Genomic DNA, 17,170 nt, shown 5'->3' with positions numbered 1-17,170 from the left:
GGAGGAGATGCCCTGCATCTGCGGGACCGACTTGGTCGTCGTGGCCAGCGTCCGGGCCGCCGCCCGCCCCAAGCTCGACGGTGCCTGCTCGGATTCCACCGGGTCGGTGACAGTCACAGCGAAAACCCCTATCAGTGGTAGCGGGGATTGGTGGCGTGCCAGGTGAAGCCGCCGCCCATCCAGGAACGGACACCCACGAGGAAACGCTGCAGCTCCGGCGACGGCACCGCCATCAGGTCCCGGTGGCCGTCCTCGAACTCGTGGACGATCTTGTTGTGCAGTGCGACGGTGGCCTCCACCGCCTCCTCGACCGGGCAACCCCGGTCGGCGGCGATCTGCAGCACCATGTTGCAGACCGGTTTTTCGTCGGCGGCGTCCTTGGCCACCGAGTGCAGGTCGTTGACCAGCACCGACGCCGTCCCGGCCCGCATCATCGCCTCGCGCACGCGCGGGTCGTAGTAGAACGGCGCGGCCAGCTCGTACCCGCCGACGGCGTCGACGAGGGTCATCGACGTGTAGAAGCTGTCGTGCTGCCGGGCGGCCAGGTACTCCCATGCCGGTGGGTAGCGCCCGGTGTGGCGCCACGCCGCGTAGGCGTCCCAGCTGACGAACATCGAGAACGTGGCGTAGCAAACGCGCTGTACGAGCACCGGCGAGCCGTGCCGGCCCAGGTGGCCGATCGCCGAGTGCAGCCCGACGAGGATCGGGTCGCTGCGCAGCGCCTCTTCCAAGGGGGTGGTGAACTCCCCGGCCGGCGCGACCGGGTCCATGGCCGCCATCACCAGCGCCAGCCGCGGCGGGAGCTCGGTGGGGGCCGCACCGAGCGTGCTGTCGTCGGCGTAGTAGTCGTCGGCCGCCCACCAGACCGCGTTGAGCTGCGCCGCGACGAGCAGCCGGTCCGGGTCGTCGCAGTCGGCGTGGGCCAGCATCGCCAGCCGCCCGAACCCGGCGCCGGCGATCTGCTCCAGGCCCTTGCCGGTGAACCCGCACTCGTCCGCCCAGGCGACCAGCCGGCGGTCGACCTCCGCGGCCAGGCCGTCGTCCACGCGGCCGACGACCGGGCAGTACAACGGCGACGCGCTGCCGTCACCCCACGGCAGGTACGCGTACGCCGGGTCGGGCCCGGGCGACGGCGCGAACTGCGTGGCGATCCGCGCCGCCGCCGTCCCGAGCCCGAACGGCGCCGCCGGCAGCCCGCCGGTGGTCCATTGTGGACAAATGGTGCTCTCCCCGGTCACCCCGCCCGCCTCAGACGCGGTCGGCGGCGATCAGCAGGTAGTGGAAACTGCCTTCGCGGTAGGCGGTCAGGAACGGCTTCTCCACGCCGGTGGCGACCGACGACTTCTCCCGCAGCTCCCAGTAGGGGATCGTCGCCGCGGTCAGGTCGACGACGTTGATCGGTACGAACCCGTTGGCGGCCAACGCCTTGAAGTAGTCGCCGCGGGCGTGGATGTTGCAGATGTAGTGCTGGTCGATCTGGCTCACCGCCCGCGACCGGCCGCCCGTGACGTCGTTGTAGCACCCGGTGATCGTCACGTACCGGCCGCCCGGCTTGAGCTGCCGCGCGTGCTCGGCGAACAGTTCGTTCAGGTCGACGTACATCGTGCTCTCGTTGTTCCAGATGCCCTGGAACGTCCCGGATTCGAAGCCGGTGTCGAGCATGTTCCGCAGGTGGTAGCGCACCGAGCCGTCGATCCCGCGCTGCCGCACGTGCTCGTTGGCGAAGCCGACCTGCTGCTCCGAAATGGAGATGCCGTCGACCTGGCAGCCGAACCGCAGGTGGGCCATGACGCTCGTGCCGCCGCGGCCGCAGCCGGCGTCGAGCAGCCGGTCCTCCGGCGTGATCGGGCCCAGGTGGTCGAGGAGGACGTCCGCCTGCGCGGTCTCGAGCCGGTGCATCTCCGCGATGATCGCCTGGTCCCGCGTGGCGGCCGGGGCCTCGAGCACGGCCGGGTCGTAGTCGCCGAGGCCGTAGTGGTGGTGGTAGAGGCCGTCGACGTCGCCCAGGCGGAGGTTCACCGGATCCTTTTCCGCGTTCCAGTAGTCGGCTACCGACTGCTGGTACGCGGTCCGGGTCACGGGCTTCTCGAGAGCGGTCATCGATTGAACTCCTCGGTCGTTTCCTTGGCAGGCAAGGGATCCCTCGGGGGCGTCCCTGATCGGAAACGCTAGTGGCGGGAGTTTCACGGGGACAAGGAGCTTCACCCCTGCTCCGCTTTCGTGGCCCGTCCGGCCCAGCGGGACCCCTGCCGCAGGTGGTTGCCCCCGAGCCGCCGCCGCTCGTTCGAGACCGGGGACGCCTCGACCGGGTGACGAAGCGCGACTGCGCGTGTCAGGTGATTTCGAGGTTCGCCATCATGCCCGTGTCCTCGTGTTCGGCGTTGTGGCAGTGGAAGAGGTAGCGGCCGCGGTAGCCGTCGAAGCGCGTGATGATCTCCGCCGCTTCGCCGGGACGCAGCGAGACGGTGTCCTTCAACCCGGCGTCGTGCGGCAGCGGCGCCCGCCCGCCGCGGGAGCGCACGCGGAACCCCGCCAGGTGCAGGTGCACCGGGTGGTGGACGTCGGCGACGAGCCGCCACACCTCGACGTCCCCGAGGGGGACGGCGACGTCCGTGCGCGCCGGGTCGAACGGCCGCCCGTCGATCAGCCAGCCGTGCCCGCCGCCGGTCCGCCCGGCGCGGAAGGAGAACTCGCGCACGCGGACCGGCCGGTCCCACGACGGCAGGTCCGCCGACAGGACCGGGGGAACGCGGCTGTCGTCCCGGGCCCGCCGCGCGACCCGGAAGGCCATCACTTCGGCCGTCCGCCCGGTCCCGAGCCGGTTGCGGAGCCGGACCCGGCCGCCGATCGGGACGGCCGCGAAGTCGACGACGACGTCGTAGCGTTCGGCCGGCCCGAGCGGCAGGGCCGCATGGGGGACGGGGGTGGCGAGCAGGCCCTGGTCGGCGCCGATCTGGACGAGCGGGAGCCGGCGGCCGTCGTCGGTGACCGCCTCGAGTTCGTAGTGGCGGGCGTTCGACGCGTTGAGGATCCGCAGCCGGTACCGGGCCGCGTCGACCTCGTGCACCGGCCACGGCGCGCCGTTGACCAGGATGACGTCGCCGAGCACGCCGCCCAGGAAGCTCTCCCGCACGCCCGGCCGCTCCCGCAGCGTGCCGTCCACCGACGGGTAGTCGAGGCTGCCGTCGGCGGCGAACGCGCGGTCGGCGATCAGCAGCGGCAGTTCCCGTGCGCCCGACGGCAGTCCGAGCGCTTCTTCGGCGTCGTCGCGCACGATGTGGAGCCCGGCGAGGCCGCGCCAAAGTGCCGGAGCGGTGAAGTCCATCCGGTGGTCGTGGTACCACAGCAGCGCCGGCCGCTGCTCGAGCGGGAACGTGTAGCTGCGGGTGACGCGCGTCCGGACGGCCCGCGGGTCGGGCCCGGCGTGGTGGCCCGCCGTCCAGCCCGCGGGCAGCACCAGGTCGGTCGGGTAGCCGTCGGAGTCCGCCGGCGTCCGCCCGCCGTGCAGGTGCACCACGGTCGGCACGGGCAGCTCGTTGCGGTGGGTCACGGTGACCGGCCGGCCCCGGCGCGACTCGATCGTCGGACCGGGGAACGTGCTGCCGTAGGTCCACATCGGTGTCCGGATCCCGGGCAGGACCTCGACTTCCGCGACGCGCTGGGTGATCTCGTAGCGGCCGGGGGCCACCGGCGCCAGCACCGCGGGCAGCGGCAGCGGCACCTCGAACGCGGGCGGCAGCGGTACGGCGCTGCGGAGTTCGGCGCCGGTGACCGGGGGACGCCGGGCCAGCGCGGCGGCGGTGGCCAGCCCGGCGGCGGTCAGCAGCCCGAAGGCGCCGCCGAGGCGCAGCACCTGGCGTCGCGACATGCCTTCACGCATCGACAGCCTCCAGCGGACGGCGCCACAGGGCGACGACGAGCGAGACGAGTCCGGCGACGGTCAGCACGCCCAGCGGGATATGCAGCCACAGGGCGCCGTCCAGGCCGGCGAAGTACTGGACCGTCTCCGCGGCCACCACCGCCGTCGTGGCGAGGCACGGCCACGCCCGCCGCAGCCGGAGCCGGACCACGATCGCCGCGACCAGCTGCAGGTAGCCGAGGGACGTGACGACGTCGGCCCCCGCCGCGTGCAGCCGCAGGCCGTCGTAGCCGCCGCTCAGGTACACCCCGGCGAACACCGGCTGGCCGGCGATCGCCACCAGGTGCGCGGCCGCCACGATCCGCAGCACCCAGCTCGTTTTCCCGGTTCTTTCCACGCTCCGAAGCTATGACCGGAAAGTCATCGTGTCTAAGATCGATATCGCTATGGCGTTATGACGCGGGAGGCATGACGTGGACCTGGGACCACTGCGGCAGTTCCTCGTGGTGGCCCGGCTGGAGCACCTCAGCCGGGCGGCCGAAGAGCTGCGCGTCGCCCAGCCGTCGCTGAGCCGCACGATCGCGCGGCTGGAGGACGAGCTCGGCACGCCGCTGTTCGACCGGGCCGGCCGGCTCCGCCTCAACGACGCCGGCCGGCTCTTCCGCGGTTACGTCGAACGCGCCCTCGGGGAGCTCGACGCGGGGCGGCGCGCGGTCGCCGACGCGACGGGCGATGGCTTCGGCACCGTGCGGCTGGCGTCGGAAACCTTCCTCACGCTCACCCGGCCGCTCGCCGCGTTCAAGCGGGCCCACCCGGATGTCGAGATCGGCCTGCACCAGCTGCCCGCCGACGCGATGGCGCGGGCGCTGCGGGCGCAGGAGATCGACCTGTGCGTTGCCTCGCAACCGATTCCGGACGAAGGCCTGGCCGGGGTCCGGCTGCTCGACGAACCCGTGCTGGTGGCCGTGCCCCTCGGGCACCGGCTGGCGGACCGCACCTCGGTCGCCGTCGAAGACCTCGACGGCGAGCCGTTCGTCACCGCCCGGCCGGGGCACTGGCACCGGCGGCTGCTCGACCGGCTCTTCGCCGCCCGGGGCCTGACGCCGAAGATCGTGTTCGAGGGCGACGAACCGGGCGCCATCCAGGAACTCATCGGCGCCGGGCTGGGCATCGGGCTCAACCCGGCGATGGCCCGCCGCGTCGCCGCGCAGGTGCCGGTCGTCTGGATCCCGGTGGACAGCCCGGACTGCCGGCGCACCCTCACCCTGTGCTGGGCGGCGGGCGACCGCCTGCCGGCGGCGGCCCGGCTGATGCGGGCCGCGCTCACCGGTTGGTCCTGGGACCCTCCGTCGTGATCCCGGCGAGGAACTGGCGCTGCGCCAGGAAGAACACGATCAGCAGCGGCACGGTCGTGATGACGCTGCCGGCCAGCACGATCTCCCACCGCTGCTCGCCGGCCTGGCCGAACTGGTCGGACAGCGCCTTGAGCCCGCGCGGCAGCGTGTAGAGCGCCGGGTCGCGCAGGTAGATCAGCGGCTTGAGCAGGTCCGACCAGCTGGCCTTCAGTTCGAACACGAAACTGACGATCAGCGCCGGGCGGCACAGCGGCACGGCGATGCGCCAGAAGAGCGTCCAGTGGCTCGCGCCGTCGACGCGCGCGGCTTCGAAGACCTCGCGGGGCAGGCCAAGGAAGAACTGGCGCAGCAGGAAGATGTAGAACGCGCTGCCGAACAGGTTCCCCGCCCACAGCGGCACCTGCGTGTGCGCCAGCCCGGCGCTGTTCCAGATCAGGTACACCGGGATCATGGTGACCGCGCCGGGCAGCATCATCGTGGCCAGTACGAGGCCGAAAAGCGCGTTGCGGCCCGGAAACCGGAAGTAGGCGAAGCCGAACGCGACCAGCGAACTGGTCAGTGTGACGGCCACGGCCGCCGCGAGCGACACCACGACGCTGTTGAGCAGCCAGGCCGCCACGGGCGCGGCCCGCCAGATCTCGACGTAGTTGTCCCAGGCCCAGGTGCGGGGGAGCAGCACGTTGTCGAAGACCTGCGCGCGCGGCTTCACCGACGCGCTCAGCAACCAGACGAACGGGTAGAGGAACAGCACCGTCGCCGCCGCCAGCGCCGTCCAGCGGACCACGCGCCGCGCCGTCACCGGTCACCGCCCTCGTAGTAGACGAACCGGCGGCTCAGGCGCACCTGCACCAGCGTGATCGCCAGGATGACGAGGAACAGCAGCCACGCCATCGCCGAGGCGTACCCGAGGTGCAGGAACTCGAACGCCTGCTGGAACAGGTAGATCAGGTAGAACAGCGCGGCGTCGTTGCTGTAGGTCGCCGACGCCGCGGAGCCGTAGAAGGCGGTGTAGGCCTCGTCGAACGACTGCAGCGCCGCGATCGTCTGGACGATCAGGGTGAAGAACAGCGCCCCGCTGATCATCGGGACGGTGATCCGCCGGAACCGCTGCCACGCCGACGCGCCGTCGAGCTCCGCGGCTTCGTACAGCTCCCGCGGCACCCCGCGCAGCGCGGCCAGGTAGATGATCACCGTGCTGCCCACCGACCACAGGTGCATGAGCACCAGCCCCGGCTTCACCCACGGCCCGTCGGTGCTCCACTGCGGCCCGTCGATCCCGACCAGCCCGAGCACGGCGTTGACCAGGCCGACCTGGCCGTTGAAGAGGATGAGGAACAGCACCCCGACGGCGACCTTCGGGGTGATCTCGGGCAGGTAGAACACCGTGCGGAAGAACCCGGCCGAGCGGCGCCCCGCGCGGCTGAGCAGGGCGGCCAGCGCCAGCGAGAACGCCATCGTGGCCGGGACCGACAGGACGGTGTACACCAGCGTGTTGACCAGGCTCTTGCGCACCGCGGGGTCCTCGAGGAGCCGCCGGTAGTTCGTCCAGCCGACGGCGTCGGGCGAGCGCAGCGCGTCGTAGTCGGTGAAGGAGAGGACCAGGCTGGCGACCATCGGGACCGCCATGAAGACCACGAACCCGATCATCCACGGCGACAAGAAGGCGTAGGCGGCCCAAGCTTCCTTCGTGCGCCGCTTCACCGGTGCGCCGCCGCGGCGTCCAGCGCCCGCTGGGCCTCCTGCTGCGCCTGCCGCAACGCGTCGGCCGGCTGCTGTTCGCCGGAAAGGACCCGGTTGACGGCGTTCTGCCACGCCGTCTTGAACTCGGAGCCGGCCGGGGAGGCCGGCATGGTGAAGGCGCTGTCCTGCGCCTGCAGGACCGTCCGGACCGCGGCGTCGAACGTCGGCCGGTCCTTCAGCTGCACGAGGTTGCCGAAGATCTCCTGGTCGGCGACGCGGTTGCCGGTGTAGACGCCGGTGAACGCCTTGCCGGCGGCTTTCCGCTTCTCCGCACGGGCCTTGGCGGCGGCGACCCACGTCGGCGCGTCGGTCATCGTCTTGATCCAGGCGCAGGCCTGGTCCTTGTGGGTGCTGCCGGCCGGGATGACCCAGGCGCTGCCGGTGACCCAGTCGATCGGCGTGCCGGCGGTGTCGGTGAACGGTGCCGCGGTGACCCGTACGTCGGGGGAGTAGTTGGCGAGGACGTTGAGGTACCAGTCGTCCATCAGGGTGGCCGCCAGCTGCCCCTGCTTGAAGGGGTTCTTCTCGCCGAAGAAGTCGAACGAGTCGCGGAACGCCTTCACCGTGCCCCAGCCGCCCTGGACGTCGATCAGCGACTTGGCGTACGTCAGCGCGGCGGCCAGCCGCGGGTCGTCGAGGTGCGCGGTGCGGCCGTCGTCGCTGAGCATCTGCACGCCGGCGGCCCTGGCCCACAGCGGGAGGAACTCCGGGATCTTCGGGTCGAACCCGATCCGCGACAGGGCGCCGTTCGTGCGGGCGGTCAGCTTCTGCGCGGCGGTGGTCAGCCCGGCCCGGTCGGCGGGGTCGACGTCCTTCGGCGTGAGCCCGCCCGCTTGGACGGCGGCGTCGTTCACGAGCAGGACGCGGTTGTCGTAGAACTCGGGCAGGCCGTAGACCTTGCCGTCGAGGGTGACCTCCTTCAGGGCGGCGGGCCGGTACTGGCCGACGTCGACGTGCTGCTTGGCGATGCAGTCGGTGAGCGGTTCGAGGGTGCCGCGGGCGGCGTAGGTGCCGAGCAGCTGCCGGTCGAGGTAGACGAGGTCCGGCGGCGTGTGCGACGCGACGGCGGCCAGGAACTGCTGGGCGTCGAAGGCACTGCCGCCGATCTTCACCGTGGCCGGCGCGATCGCCTTGCCCGCCAGGTCGGCCCGGGTGGTGGCGATCTCGTCGCCGAGGCCGAAGCCCATGGTCGTCAGGGTGGCCGCAGCGCCGCTGTCACCCCCGCTCCCGACGCCACCGCACCCGGCGAGCAGCAGGACGACACCGGCACCGGCCAGAAGTTTCCGCACCATTGCGCACCCCTCCCAGAAAGTAGCGGGACGGGTACCCGGCGCACCGGCGGTCCAAACCAGTCAGCGCGGCCAGGGGTTGGGGCGGCAGACGGCCCCGTCGGGCCGGACCTTGGTGGCGGCCCCGGGTTCGGTGCGGTTGAGGTTCGCGAGGTAGGTGTTGGAGAGCCCGAAGGTCTGCTGCATCATCACCGGCGCCGGCGCGCCGGGGGCGGGGCAACCGACGTGGCCGAGGCCGAGGGCGTGACCCATCTCGTGGTTGATGGCGTAGGTGCGGTAGGCGGCGAGGTCGCCGTCGTAGGAGTGGGCGCCGCGCAGCCACCGGGCCAGGTTGACGACGATCCGCCGGTCGTGCGAGAGGCGGCACGAGGAGTCGAAGGGGATGCTGAAGCCGCAGAGATCGGGGCGGCGCGCGGTCCCGGGCGTGGTGAGGCTGATCCGGATGTCGGGGTCGGCGCCCGGGTCCCCGAGCCGCCGGAAGGTCACGGCCCCCAGGCCGATCCAGCCGCGCGGGTCGGCGAGGATGACGTCGACGTCGTGGTCGAAGCCGGGAAGGTCGACGCCGTCTTCGACCTCGACGGTGTAGGTGAGGAGCTTTTCCCCGGCGCCGATGTCGTGCCCACCACCGGGAACGACGCGCCAGGCCCCGGCCCCGGCTTCGGTGACCGGCACCCCGTCGGGCAGGGCGGCGGGTTCGGGCGCGGGCTTCGGCGCGCCGGCCTTGACGGTGGGCTGGGCGACGGCGACACCGGAGATCCGCTTGGGCTGCGCGGCTTCCGGGGTGAGCAGAAGGCCGAGGGCAAGGGCCACGGCGAAGACGAGCACAGCGGGCGGCCACCAGTCATTCCGACCGGGAGCGGCGGCCGCGGCCGGGGCAGGCGGAACCCGCGGTTCGGGCGCCACGGCCGGGAGGCGCGGAACCCGCGGAGCGGGCGGGCCGACGGAGAGCGCGGGGGCGACGGCGAGGGCTGTCGGGAGCCGGGGGGCTGGGGTCGTTTCGGTGTCGTCGGGTTCCGGGGTTGTTCGGAGGGTGGTGTCGGGGGTGTGTCGCTCTGGTTCGAGGCCTTGGTCCGGTGTTGCTGTGGTGAGGGTCTCGGGTGAAGGTGGGGGTGGTTCTGGCGTGGCTGTTGCTTCAGCCGTGGGCCACGGTACGGCGGGCGTCGGGCTTTCGGTGGCGGCGTCCGGCGCGGTGGCTGATGCCGCTTCTTCGACCGAAGGCCACCGGACCGGTGCATCTGCCTGGGCTGCGGTGGGTGTTTCAGCTGCTGCGGACCAGGGCTGTGGTGCGAGGGTCTGGGGTCGGGCCGCGGATTGCGCTGCCGGGGCCGGTTCTTCGGTGGAGGGCCATGGTTGTGGCGCGAGGTCCTGGCTCGGGGCCGCGGGTGCCGATGCGGCCTGCGGTGCCGAGGCCGCGATTGGTTCTTCGGCGGAGGGCGTCGGCTGCGGCGCAGGAGCTTGGCTCGGGTGCGCGGTCGGCGGTGCGGCCTGCGGTGCAGAGGTCGTTCGTTTGGTGAAGGACCAGGGCTGTGGTGCGAGGGGCGAGGGCGTCGCGGCCTGCGGTGCGGAGGGGGCGGTTGGTTCCTCGGTGGGACGCCAAGACTGCAGCGCGAGGTCCTGGCTCGGGGCCGCGGGCGCCAGTTCGGGGGCCGCACCGGGTTCTTCGGTCGAGAGCCACCATTGCGGCGTAGAGTCCTGGCTCGGCGCCGCATCCGCCGGTGTTTCTTCTTCGGGCGAAGGCCAAGGCTGCGGCGCGCGAGTCCGGCTCGCGGGCGCTGGTGCCACTTCCTCACCCGCGGGCCGCTGCGCGGGTGCGGGATCCTGACTTGGGGCCGGGGTCAGAACCGAAGCCGCAGCCTCAGCTTCACCCGCGGGCCGCTGCGCGGGCGCGGGATCCTGGCTCGGGGCCGGGGCCGGAGTCTCTGCTTCACTCGCGGGCCGCTGCGCGGGTGCGGGATCCTGACTTGGGGCCGGGGTCAGAACCGAAGCCGCAGCCTCAGCTTCACCCGCGGGCCGCTGCGCGGGCGCGGGATCCTGGCTCGGGGCCGGGGCCGGGGCCGGGGCCGGGGCCGGGGCCGGGGCCGGAGCCAGAACCGAAGCCGCAGCCTCGACTTCGGCCGACCTCCGCGGCTCCGGCGCCGAAACCGACTCGGGCGCCGACACCGGACCCGGCGCCGTCCGCGTCGCCGCCGTGGCGTCCTCGCCCTGCCGCGCCGCCGGGCGTGCCGTCAAAGGCAGGATGCGGGGCGTCCTCGGTGCTTTGTGGACGGACTGCGGCTGGCGGCGTCGCGGCTGGGGGAGCCAGTCCACGCGCGCCAGCGGGTGGCGTTCAGTAGGCAAGGGCCACGCTCGCACACTCCGGCGCCACCGAGCCCTCGGACCGCGGGTACGACACCGTCGACGGGTCGCCGTCGGACGTGTAGCGGTGTCCCGTCGCCGAATCCAGCTCGTCGAGCCAGTGGGCCGATCCGTACTCCGACTCCTTGCCCGTCGACTGCGAGCGGATCCGGGGGATCGCGCCCGGCTCGAACTTCGCCGAGCACGGTGACGGCGCCGGTCCCGCGCCCACCAGCAGCGCGCCGCCGTAGGAATAGCCCGGGCCCTGCAACGCCAGGCCCGCTCGGTGGGGGCTGCTGCCGTACGGCAGCGCCAGCGTCTTCGGCTGGTAGCCGGGGACGGCCTGGCGGATCAGGGCGTCCTCCTCGGTGATCGCCGTCGTCGCCGCGGCTTCCGTTGCCGTGCGCAGGTTCGTGTGGTGGCGCGTGTGGTTGCCGATCTCGAAGTGGTGCTCCGCCAGCCAGCGCAGCGCGCGCCCGTCCGGGTCGCCGCCGAACGGGTGCTCGTTGACGTACAGGCTCGCCACCGGGCGGAACCGCGGGTGCGCCGCCGCGACGTCCAGCAGGATGCGGATCGCCGTGCCCGCTTCGGGCTGGCCCTGCGGCGTCAGGCGGAACACGCTCGGGTCGCCGTCGTCGAACGTCAGGACCACCGGGTGCGCGCCCGCCGGGAGGTCGAGCCGGCGGGACACCAGCTCCGCGGTGGTGATCGGGACGTAGTCCTCGGCCGCGAGCCGCTCGAGCTCCGCGGTGAAGTCCGCGGGCGTGCGCTCGTAGACCGATTTCGGCTGCGCGACGAGACGGTGGTACATGAGCACCGGCACCCGCCCGAGCTCGTCCGCGCCCACCTGCCGGGCGGCGGCGGGCGTGATGCGGACCGGCGCGGTGGCGGGTGCCGGCCGCGGGGGTGCGGGTGCCGGCGCGTCGGGTGCTTGGCCGCCGCAGGCCGCCAGGGCGATGAGGGTCGTGAACCCGGCACCGAACCGGGAAAGGCAACGCATGCGGGGAAGTGTGCGTCCGGGCCGCCGCGGCTGCGGGCCGGGCCACCGGGTCGGGTGACGCCGGGATGGCTTGCCACCGCCCGAAAAGCCACGGATCCGCAGGCCAGGGCCACCGGCCCGAAAAACAAAAGGGCACGATTCGGTGATCCGCGGAAAACGGGTTTGCCGAAGATTCGCGCCGGGTATTTCCCCGCGATGGTCCCGAAAAAGGCGGTCGCCGCCGAACGAACCTTCGATCGACGCCTGGTCCTCACCGCCGCTCTCGCGGGCTTCGCCACGAGTGCCTGCGGTGCGCTGCAACGGGGAAAGGCGATGGCCGTGTCGGCCCCCGCGGCCGTCGCGGCCGCGCCGGCCCCACCACCCCCGAATCCGCTGGAGAAAAGCCTGCTCGTCGGTTTCTGCGGCGCTCCGGGCGCGAAAGCGCTCGGCCGCATGACCGGCGACCTCTCCGAGGCGAGCCGGGCACTGCGCCGGCAGATCCAGGCGTTCCCCGCGGGACGGCCGATCACCCCGGTCGTCGAGCTGATCGCCACCACCGTGCACCGCTCGCCGGGCGCGGACGGCATGTTCCGCAGCCGCTGCGAGGACTCGACCGTGCGCGACTACCTCGACGCCGCCCGGGCGATGAAGGGGTTGCTGCTGCTGAACATCCAGCCCGGCCGCGCCGACTTCCTGCCGGAGGTCCAGGCCTACGAGCGCTGGCTGACCGAGCCCGACGTCGGCGTCGCGCTCGACCCCGAGTGGGCGGTCGAGCCGGGCGTCATCCCGGGCAAGAAGTTCGGCCGGACGACCGGCGGCGAACTCGACGGGGTCGCGCGCTACCTCGGGGCGCTGGCCGACGCGCACGGCCTGCCCGCCAAGGTGATGATCTACCACCAGGTCGCCGCGTCCGTCGTGCGCGAGGAAGACCAGCTGCACGCGCACAAGGGCGTTTCGGTCGTCAAGGTCGTCGACGGGATCGGTTCGGCGGAAGCCAAGAAGGCGACGTGGAAGACGCTGATGAAGACCATGCCCGCGCAGGTGCGGCCGGGCTTCAAGCTGTTCTTCGACGAGGACACCCGCCGCGGCGCGGCCCTGATGACGCCGGCGGAGGTCATGGCGCTGACGCCCACCCCGTCCTACGTCGTCTACGAATAGACCCCGCGGTCGCGAAAGCCCGGTGCGGTCCGCCGCACCGGGCTTCTTCGTGCTCGCAGGGATCAGTCGGCAGTGGACGGATCGGCAGCCGGCGACTCGGCAGTGGCCGAGCCCGCTGTGGCCAACCGGGCGGTGGTCAACCGGACAGTGCCAACCGGGCAGTGGCCGACCGGACAGTGGCCGACCCGGCTGTGGGACGACGAAAGCCCGGCGCGGGAGGGGAACCGCGCCGGGCCGTCGCCGGCTTGTCCGTCCGGGGTACCGGCCGGCTCAGCCGACCGGGACGGGCAGCCCGCCGAGAAGGTCGTTCACCAGGGCGGAGAGGCTGATCAGAACCCGCTGCAGCAGTGCGTTGAGCAGTGCCGACACCGGCGGCAGCGCCTGGCGCGACGCCAGCTGGTCGGCCAGCTTGTCGACGCCCTGGCGTGCTTCGGCGGTGTCCTTCTGCGCCGTGGCCGCGCTGTCCTTGGCCGCGGCCTGGATCGAGTACCGCTTGCCCTGGGCCAGATCCGACAGCAGCGGCTCCAGCCGGGCGAGGGTGGCCTGGGTGCCCGGCACGTCGCCGCGGTCCGCTCGTGACGCCAGCTGGTCGCGCAGGCCCTGGACCTCCGCGGCCGCGCTGGTGGTGCTCGACGACCCGGTGCCACCGGGGCCGCCCGCCGTCGCCACACCCACACCTGTCAGGGTCACCGCGGCCGCGGTGACGAACACCGTGAGCGCTCGGGCAAGTGCACTTTTCATGTCGTACTCCTCCGGATTGTGCGATGCCGACTGCGATCATCGTGATCTCCGTTCGGCGATAACGCGAGTGGATGGCCGGGTGCGGCGAGCTCCGGTTGATTCCACACGGTGTACGGCCCCGCGAGTTGCCGGTCGCAAACATCGACATCGCGTGAAGTGCCCTTTCGGCCCAATTGTGCGATGGCTACGTTCGGTGATGTCACCACTCGTTCGTGTCGGGGGATTACGATATTCGGCTGAATCGGACCGGTTTTCTTCACCAAAGGTGCGATCGGTGCCAGTTCGCGGCGAAGCGGCATTCTCACCCGATCGTGAGGTTTATGGAAAGAAGTGACGGGTAATCGACGTTGTTTGCCCTGCGCCGGGAAAGCCACTCGTACGTAGGGTAGGGTGGGAAAACACTTCTTGCGCGGCAAGCGGCTCGCTAATCTGGACGGCGGCCACGGAGCCGGCTTTCCGGTCGGCACCGTGGCTTCCTCGGTGCCGAGACCTGACAACTGGGCGCCATTCGGAGAGCAGGGAACGCAGAACGTCCCGACGCCGACGGCGCCGGGACGTTCTGCGCGAAGAGGAGGGGAATCGCGGTGCGGGGCACCAGGGTCACCCCGGCACGCGGCGAACGCCGGGTGCCCGGTGCCGGTGGCACCCGGACGCGCGGGAAACGCCTGGTGCGGGCGGTCGGCGGTGCTCCGGGACGCGGCGGGGGACGGAAGCCCGGTGGAGGTAGTGCGCCTGGGGGTGGCGCGAGTGGTGCTCCGGCGCGAGGCGAAGAATCGTTGTGCGGCAGCCGTGGTACCCCGGCCCGGGTACCGGACGCGGTGTGCGGTATAGGTATCACCTCGGCGCGCGGCAGCGCTCAGGTGCGTGACGGGGGCCGAGCGCCCGATGGGTGCAGTACCCCGGCGCGCAGTGGTGCCCGAGTAGCTGGTGAGGCTCGAAGGCGCGGCGGTGACCGCGTGCGCGACGCGTGGCGCCCCGACGGGCGGTGGGAATCCGTTGTGCGGTACGAGCAGCGCACCGACGCGCGGAGGTGTTCAGATGTGCGGCGGTGACCAGGCCCGCGTGGACGACCGCGCCGTCGCGCACGGCGCGGACCCGGTGTGCGGTACCGGCGATTCCGGTACCCGGCCCGAGAACCCGGAGTTCCCGCAGTTGCCCGGTGGCCAATCGCCACCCGACACATCTGCCGCCCGGAAGCCGTACGGGAACTCGTTGCGCCGTACGGGTGGTGCTCCGGCGTCCGGCCGGAAGGGACTCGGTGGGGAGCGGGCGACGCGCGGCCGTTGCGCTGAGGTACCGGACGGAAAGCCGTTGCGCCATCCGGGTGGCGCTCGGAACTCCGGTGGGGACCGGTCCGGCTCTCAGACGCCCGGCGGGTTCCGCCGCGGGTCGGCCGGCGGGTACGCGTTCGCCGGGGGCTCGGGTGCTCCCGCGGCCGGGTATCCCGCCATCGCGCCCGGCTTCGGGCCGCGGCGCACCAAGCCCGCCAAGCCCAGCAGGCCGACCAGCCCGAGCAGGCCCCACAGGCCGTTGTCGCCGTTGTCGCCGTTGTCGTCGCGGTTGTTGTCGTGGCTGGTGCCGTCGTCGGTCTGCTGGTGCCACGCCGGTACCGCGATGTCCGGTGCGGCCGAGGCCGGTATCGCCCCCGTCAGCGCGAACGCCGCCGCCGCGACGCCCGCGCAGCACAGCTTTCCTGCCTGGTGCTTCATCTCGGTTCTTCCTTCCGGCCGGGTATTCGGTCAACCGGCGCGTACCCCCGCAGCCGGGATCCACTCCTGCTGTCACGGGAACGGGCGAAGACGCTTCCACCGGGACCCGGATCACCCCGCGCTCCCGGCCTTTGTAGGATGGCTCCCGGTTCAAGATCGAGCCGTGCAGGGACGCGCTGTGCGTGCTCGTCCGCCTCCGGCCGTCTTTCCCTTTCTCAAGCGCAGCAGCGCATCCGAACCGGGCCGTACCGTCCACTGCCGTGGACCGGGGGAGGAATGAACACTGAACTCGCCGTCGCGCCGCTCGGCGCGACCTACACACCACGTCTGATCTGCACCACCGGCGACCGCCTGATCCACCCGGCGGACGGCCGCAACGACCTCGCCAGGATCGTCGTGCGCTGGGCCCGCGCCTGGGTCCCCGAGACCTGGCCCGCCCGCCAGTACTTCGCCGCGCTGGGCATCGGTGACGACGAAAACCCCTGCTACCGCGACGAAGACGTCGTCGGCTGGCACCTGCTGCAGCCGCGGCCGGACTCGCTCGCCTGGCGGGTGCGGTCGGGCGAAATCGACGTGACCACCGCGCTCACGGCCGAAGCCGAGGCTTGGCCGGAATAGCCGATCCCGCGAAAGAGCTCTGCGCCACCCGGTGCAGGGCTCTTCGGCGTACCCGGAAACATTTCGCGCCGCCCAAGCGACAACTCTCGGGGACGCGGAAGGCCTTGGCGGCCAACAGAACCCGGGCATAACTCGATCGGGTCAAACCGACCGCGGTCAGAGCCCTGCGTTACCACACGATGGTGGAACGAAGTGGAAACCGCGTCCCGGCACCAGTACGTTTCCCCGTAACACGGGGCGGAGTACACACGTTCCTTGCCGTTCCGTGCTCCGAATACCGTTCACCGAGGAGCAATCCATGCTGAAGAAGATCGGGTTCGTCACGGCCGCGACGGCGGCCGGTGCGTTCCTGGCCGCGGGTGTCGCCGCGGCCGGCACCCCGGAAGGCGACCACCACGGTCACCACCACGGTCACCACCACGGCAGCTACGACTACACCGGCCAGGTCGGCCTGGTGAACCTGAACAACACCGACGTGCTCCACAACGTCAACGCCACGCTCGGCCTGTGCGGCAACGACGTCAACGTCCTCGGCGTCCAGGTGCCGGTCCACGACTCGCTCAACGGCATCGGCGTGCCCATCCTCTCGCCGGGCGCGCACGAGGCCAGCGGCGAATCGCCCTACAACTGCGCCGCGAGCGAGCTCGCCGACGGCGGCACGAGCCAGGGTCACTGAAGTCTCCGTGCCCGGAGCCGCCCGCGCAAGCGGAAGCCGGCTCCGGGCACGGTGCTGCGGCCGCCGGCACCGACGCCGCACCGCGCGCCCGGAACACAGAGCGAGCTGCACACTCCGGTTCCGCGTCCGGGCCCGTCGCGACGCCGGACGGCGCCGACCCCGGGTGGGACCGGCCGCGACGCTGGAGAAGTGCGCCGGTCCCACCCGGCTCGAGCGCACCACGACGAACTTTCCCCGGGCCCGGCGAACCGAAGCCGGGCCCGTTTCTTTCCCCGATCCCCCGCCGGACCGTCCGGCGGGTACCCAGAAGGAGTATTTTTCCTGTGATCAAGCAGCTCGGCTTCGTCGCCACCGCCCTCGCCGCCGGGATGGCGGTGTTCGGCGGATCCGCGTCCGCGGCCGGTGTCAGCGTTGCGGACCAGCCGATCGACACCACCGAACAGTACGGTCTCGTCGGCAACGTGCAGAACCTCGACCTGGTGCACAACCTGAACGTGGTCGGCGGCGTCTGCGACGACGACGTCAACGTCCTCGGCGTCCAGGTGCCGCTCCACGACACGCTCAACGGCGTCGGCGTGCCGATCCTCTCGCCGGGCGAGCACGAGGCCGCGGGCAAGAGCCCGGACAACTGCGCTTCCGGTGAGATCGCCGACGGCGGGACCGCTCAGGGCAACTGACCCGTCCAGGTCGGACCGCCGCGCGAAGTCGCCTT

Annotated in this window: 16 protein-coding genes; 5 read left to right on the top strand and 11 right to left on the bottom strand. The window is 72.1% G+C overall.

Annotated elements, in window-relative coordinates; all coding sequences use genetic code 11:
* Positions 1-131: 131 nt before the first annotated feature.
* From ACLJPY_RS44680 to ACLJPY_RS44665, 4 genes are all read right to left on the bottom strand, one after another.
* Positions 132-1,238 (bottom strand): family 2 encapsulin nanocompartment cargo protein terpene cyclase, encoded by a 1,107-nt coding sequence (locus tag ACLJPY_RS44680; protein ID WP_410597057.1) that lies wholly within the window; start codon positions 1,236-1,238, stop codon positions 132-134.
* Positions 1,239-1,248: 10 nt separating this feature from the next.
* Positions 1,249-2,100, bottom strand: a complete 852-nt coding sequence (locus ACLJPY_RS44675; protein WP_410597056.1) for a geranyl diphosphate 2-C-methyltransferase — start codon at positions 2,098-2,100, stop codon at positions 1,249-1,251.
* Between the two features lie 232 nt (positions 2,101-2,332).
* Positions 2,333-3,880, bottom strand: coding sequence for a multicopper oxidase family protein (locus tag ACLJPY_RS44670; protein ID WP_410597055.1), 1,548 nt, complete (start codon positions 3,878-3,880; stop codon positions 2,333-2,335).
* Positions 3,873-4,256 (bottom strand): hypothetical protein, encoded by a 384-nt coding sequence (locus tag ACLJPY_RS44665; protein WP_410597054.1) that lies wholly within the window; start codon positions 4,254-4,256, stop codon positions 3,873-3,875. The genes ACLJPY_RS44670 and ACLJPY_RS44665 overlap by 8 nt, the downstream gene beginning before the upstream one ends.
* A gap of 76 nt (positions 4,257-4,332) precedes the next feature.
* On the opposite strand from ACLJPY_RS44665, the gene ACLJPY_RS44660 reads away from it, so the two are divergent.
* Positions 4,333-5,214 (top strand): LysR family transcriptional regulator, encoded by an 882-nt coding sequence (locus ACLJPY_RS44660; protein WP_410597053.1) that lies wholly within the window; start codon positions 4,333-4,335, stop codon positions 5,212-5,214.
* On the opposite strand, the gene ACLJPY_RS44655 is transcribed toward ACLJPY_RS44660, so the two are convergent.
* The 5 genes from ACLJPY_RS44655 to ACLJPY_RS44635 all read right to left on the bottom strand — a co-directional run bounded on the left by ACLJPY_RS44655 (position 5,183) and on the right by ACLJPY_RS44635 (position 11,577).
* Positions 5,183-6,013, bottom strand: a complete 831-nt coding sequence (locus ACLJPY_RS44655; protein WP_410597052.1) for a carbohydrate ABC transporter permease — start codon at positions 6,011-6,013, stop codon at positions 5,183-5,185. The genes ACLJPY_RS44660 and ACLJPY_RS44655 overlap by 32 nt on opposite strands.
* Entirely contained in the window at positions 6,010-6,915 is a 906-nt protein-coding gene (locus ACLJPY_RS44650) for a carbohydrate ABC transporter permease (RefSeq protein ID WP_410597051.1), read from the bottom strand. The genes ACLJPY_RS44655 and ACLJPY_RS44650 overlap by 4 nt, the downstream gene beginning before the upstream one ends.
* Positions 6,912-8,246: an extracellular solute-binding protein gene (locus tag ACLJPY_RS44645; RefSeq protein ID WP_410597050.1), complete on the bottom strand. Its 1,335-nt coding sequence runs from the start codon at positions 8,244-8,246 to the stop codon at positions 6,912-6,914. Before ACLJPY_RS44645 ends, ACLJPY_RS44650 begins: the two co-directional genes overlap by 4 nt.
* A gap of 60 nt (positions 8,247-8,306) precedes the next feature.
* The gene (locus tag ACLJPY_RS44640) at positions 8,307-9,068 is read right to left on the bottom strand and encodes a DUF3152 domain-containing protein (RefSeq protein WP_410597049.1); all 762 of its coding nucleotides are present in this window, start codon (positions 9,066-9,068) and stop codon (positions 8,307-8,309) included.
* 1,501 nt (positions 9,069-10,569) lie between these two features.
* Positions 10,570-11,577 (bottom strand): polysaccharide deacetylase family protein, encoded by a 1,008-nt coding sequence (locus ACLJPY_RS44635; protein WP_410597048.1) that lies wholly within the window; start codon positions 11,575-11,577, stop codon positions 10,570-10,572.
* 195 nt (positions 11,578-11,772) lie between these two features.
* Here ACLJPY_RS44635 and ACLJPY_RS44630 point away from each other — a divergent pair, with 195 nt between their 5' ends.
* The gene (locus ACLJPY_RS44630) at positions 11,773-12,714 is read left to right on the top strand and encodes a hypothetical protein (RefSeq protein ID WP_410597047.1); all 942 of its coding nucleotides are present in this window, start codon (positions 11,773-11,775) and stop codon (positions 12,712-12,714) included.
* Between the two features lie 270 nt (positions 12,715-12,984).
* On the opposite strand, the gene ACLJPY_RS44625 is transcribed toward ACLJPY_RS44630, so the two are convergent.
* Together ACLJPY_RS44625 and ACLJPY_RS44620 are read right to left on the bottom strand one after the other, a co-directional pair.
* The gene (locus tag ACLJPY_RS44625) at positions 12,985-13,455 is read right to left on the bottom strand and encodes a hypothetical protein (RefSeq protein WP_410597046.1); all 471 of its coding nucleotides are present in this window, start codon (positions 13,453-13,455) and stop codon (positions 12,985-12,987) included.
* Between the two features lie 1,361 nt (positions 13,456-14,816).
* On the bottom strand, positions 14,817-15,164 hold the full coding sequence (locus ACLJPY_RS44620) for a WGxxGxxG family protein (protein ID WP_410597045.1): 348 nt from the start codon (positions 15,162-15,164) through the stop codon (positions 14,817-14,819).
* Between the two features lie 276 nt (positions 15,165-15,440).
* Here ACLJPY_RS44620 and ACLJPY_RS44615 point away from each other — a divergent pair, with 276 nt between their 5' ends.
* The 3 genes from ACLJPY_RS44615 (at position 15,441) to ACLJPY_RS44605 (ending at position 17,135) form a co-directional block, all read left to right on the top strand.
* Entirely contained in the window at positions 15,441-15,782 is a 342-nt protein-coding gene (locus ACLJPY_RS44615; protein ID WP_086843416.1) for a hypothetical protein, read from the top strand.
* 298 nt (positions 15,783-16,080) lie between these two features.
* Complete coding sequence (locus ACLJPY_RS44610) at positions 16,081-16,458, top strand: hypothetical protein (protein WP_410597044.1); 378 nt, start codon at positions 16,081-16,083, stop codon at positions 16,456-16,458.
* A gap of 323 nt (positions 16,459-16,781) precedes the next feature.
* The gene (locus tag ACLJPY_RS44605) at positions 16,782-17,135 is read left to right on the top strand and encodes a hypothetical protein (RefSeq protein WP_410597043.1); all 354 of its coding nucleotides are present in this window, start codon (positions 16,782-16,784) and stop codon (positions 17,133-17,135) included.
* Positions 17,136-17,170: the final 35 nt, after the last annotated feature.

It is taken from the genome of Amycolatopsis sp. lyj-23 (genome assembly GCF_046549135.1).
Lineage (GTDB): Bacteria > Actinomycetota > Actinomycetes > Mycobacteriales > Pseudonocardiaceae > Amycolatopsis.
Note: the sequence above shows the minus strand (reverse complement) of the source record. Positions and strands in the feature narration are given on the sequence as shown.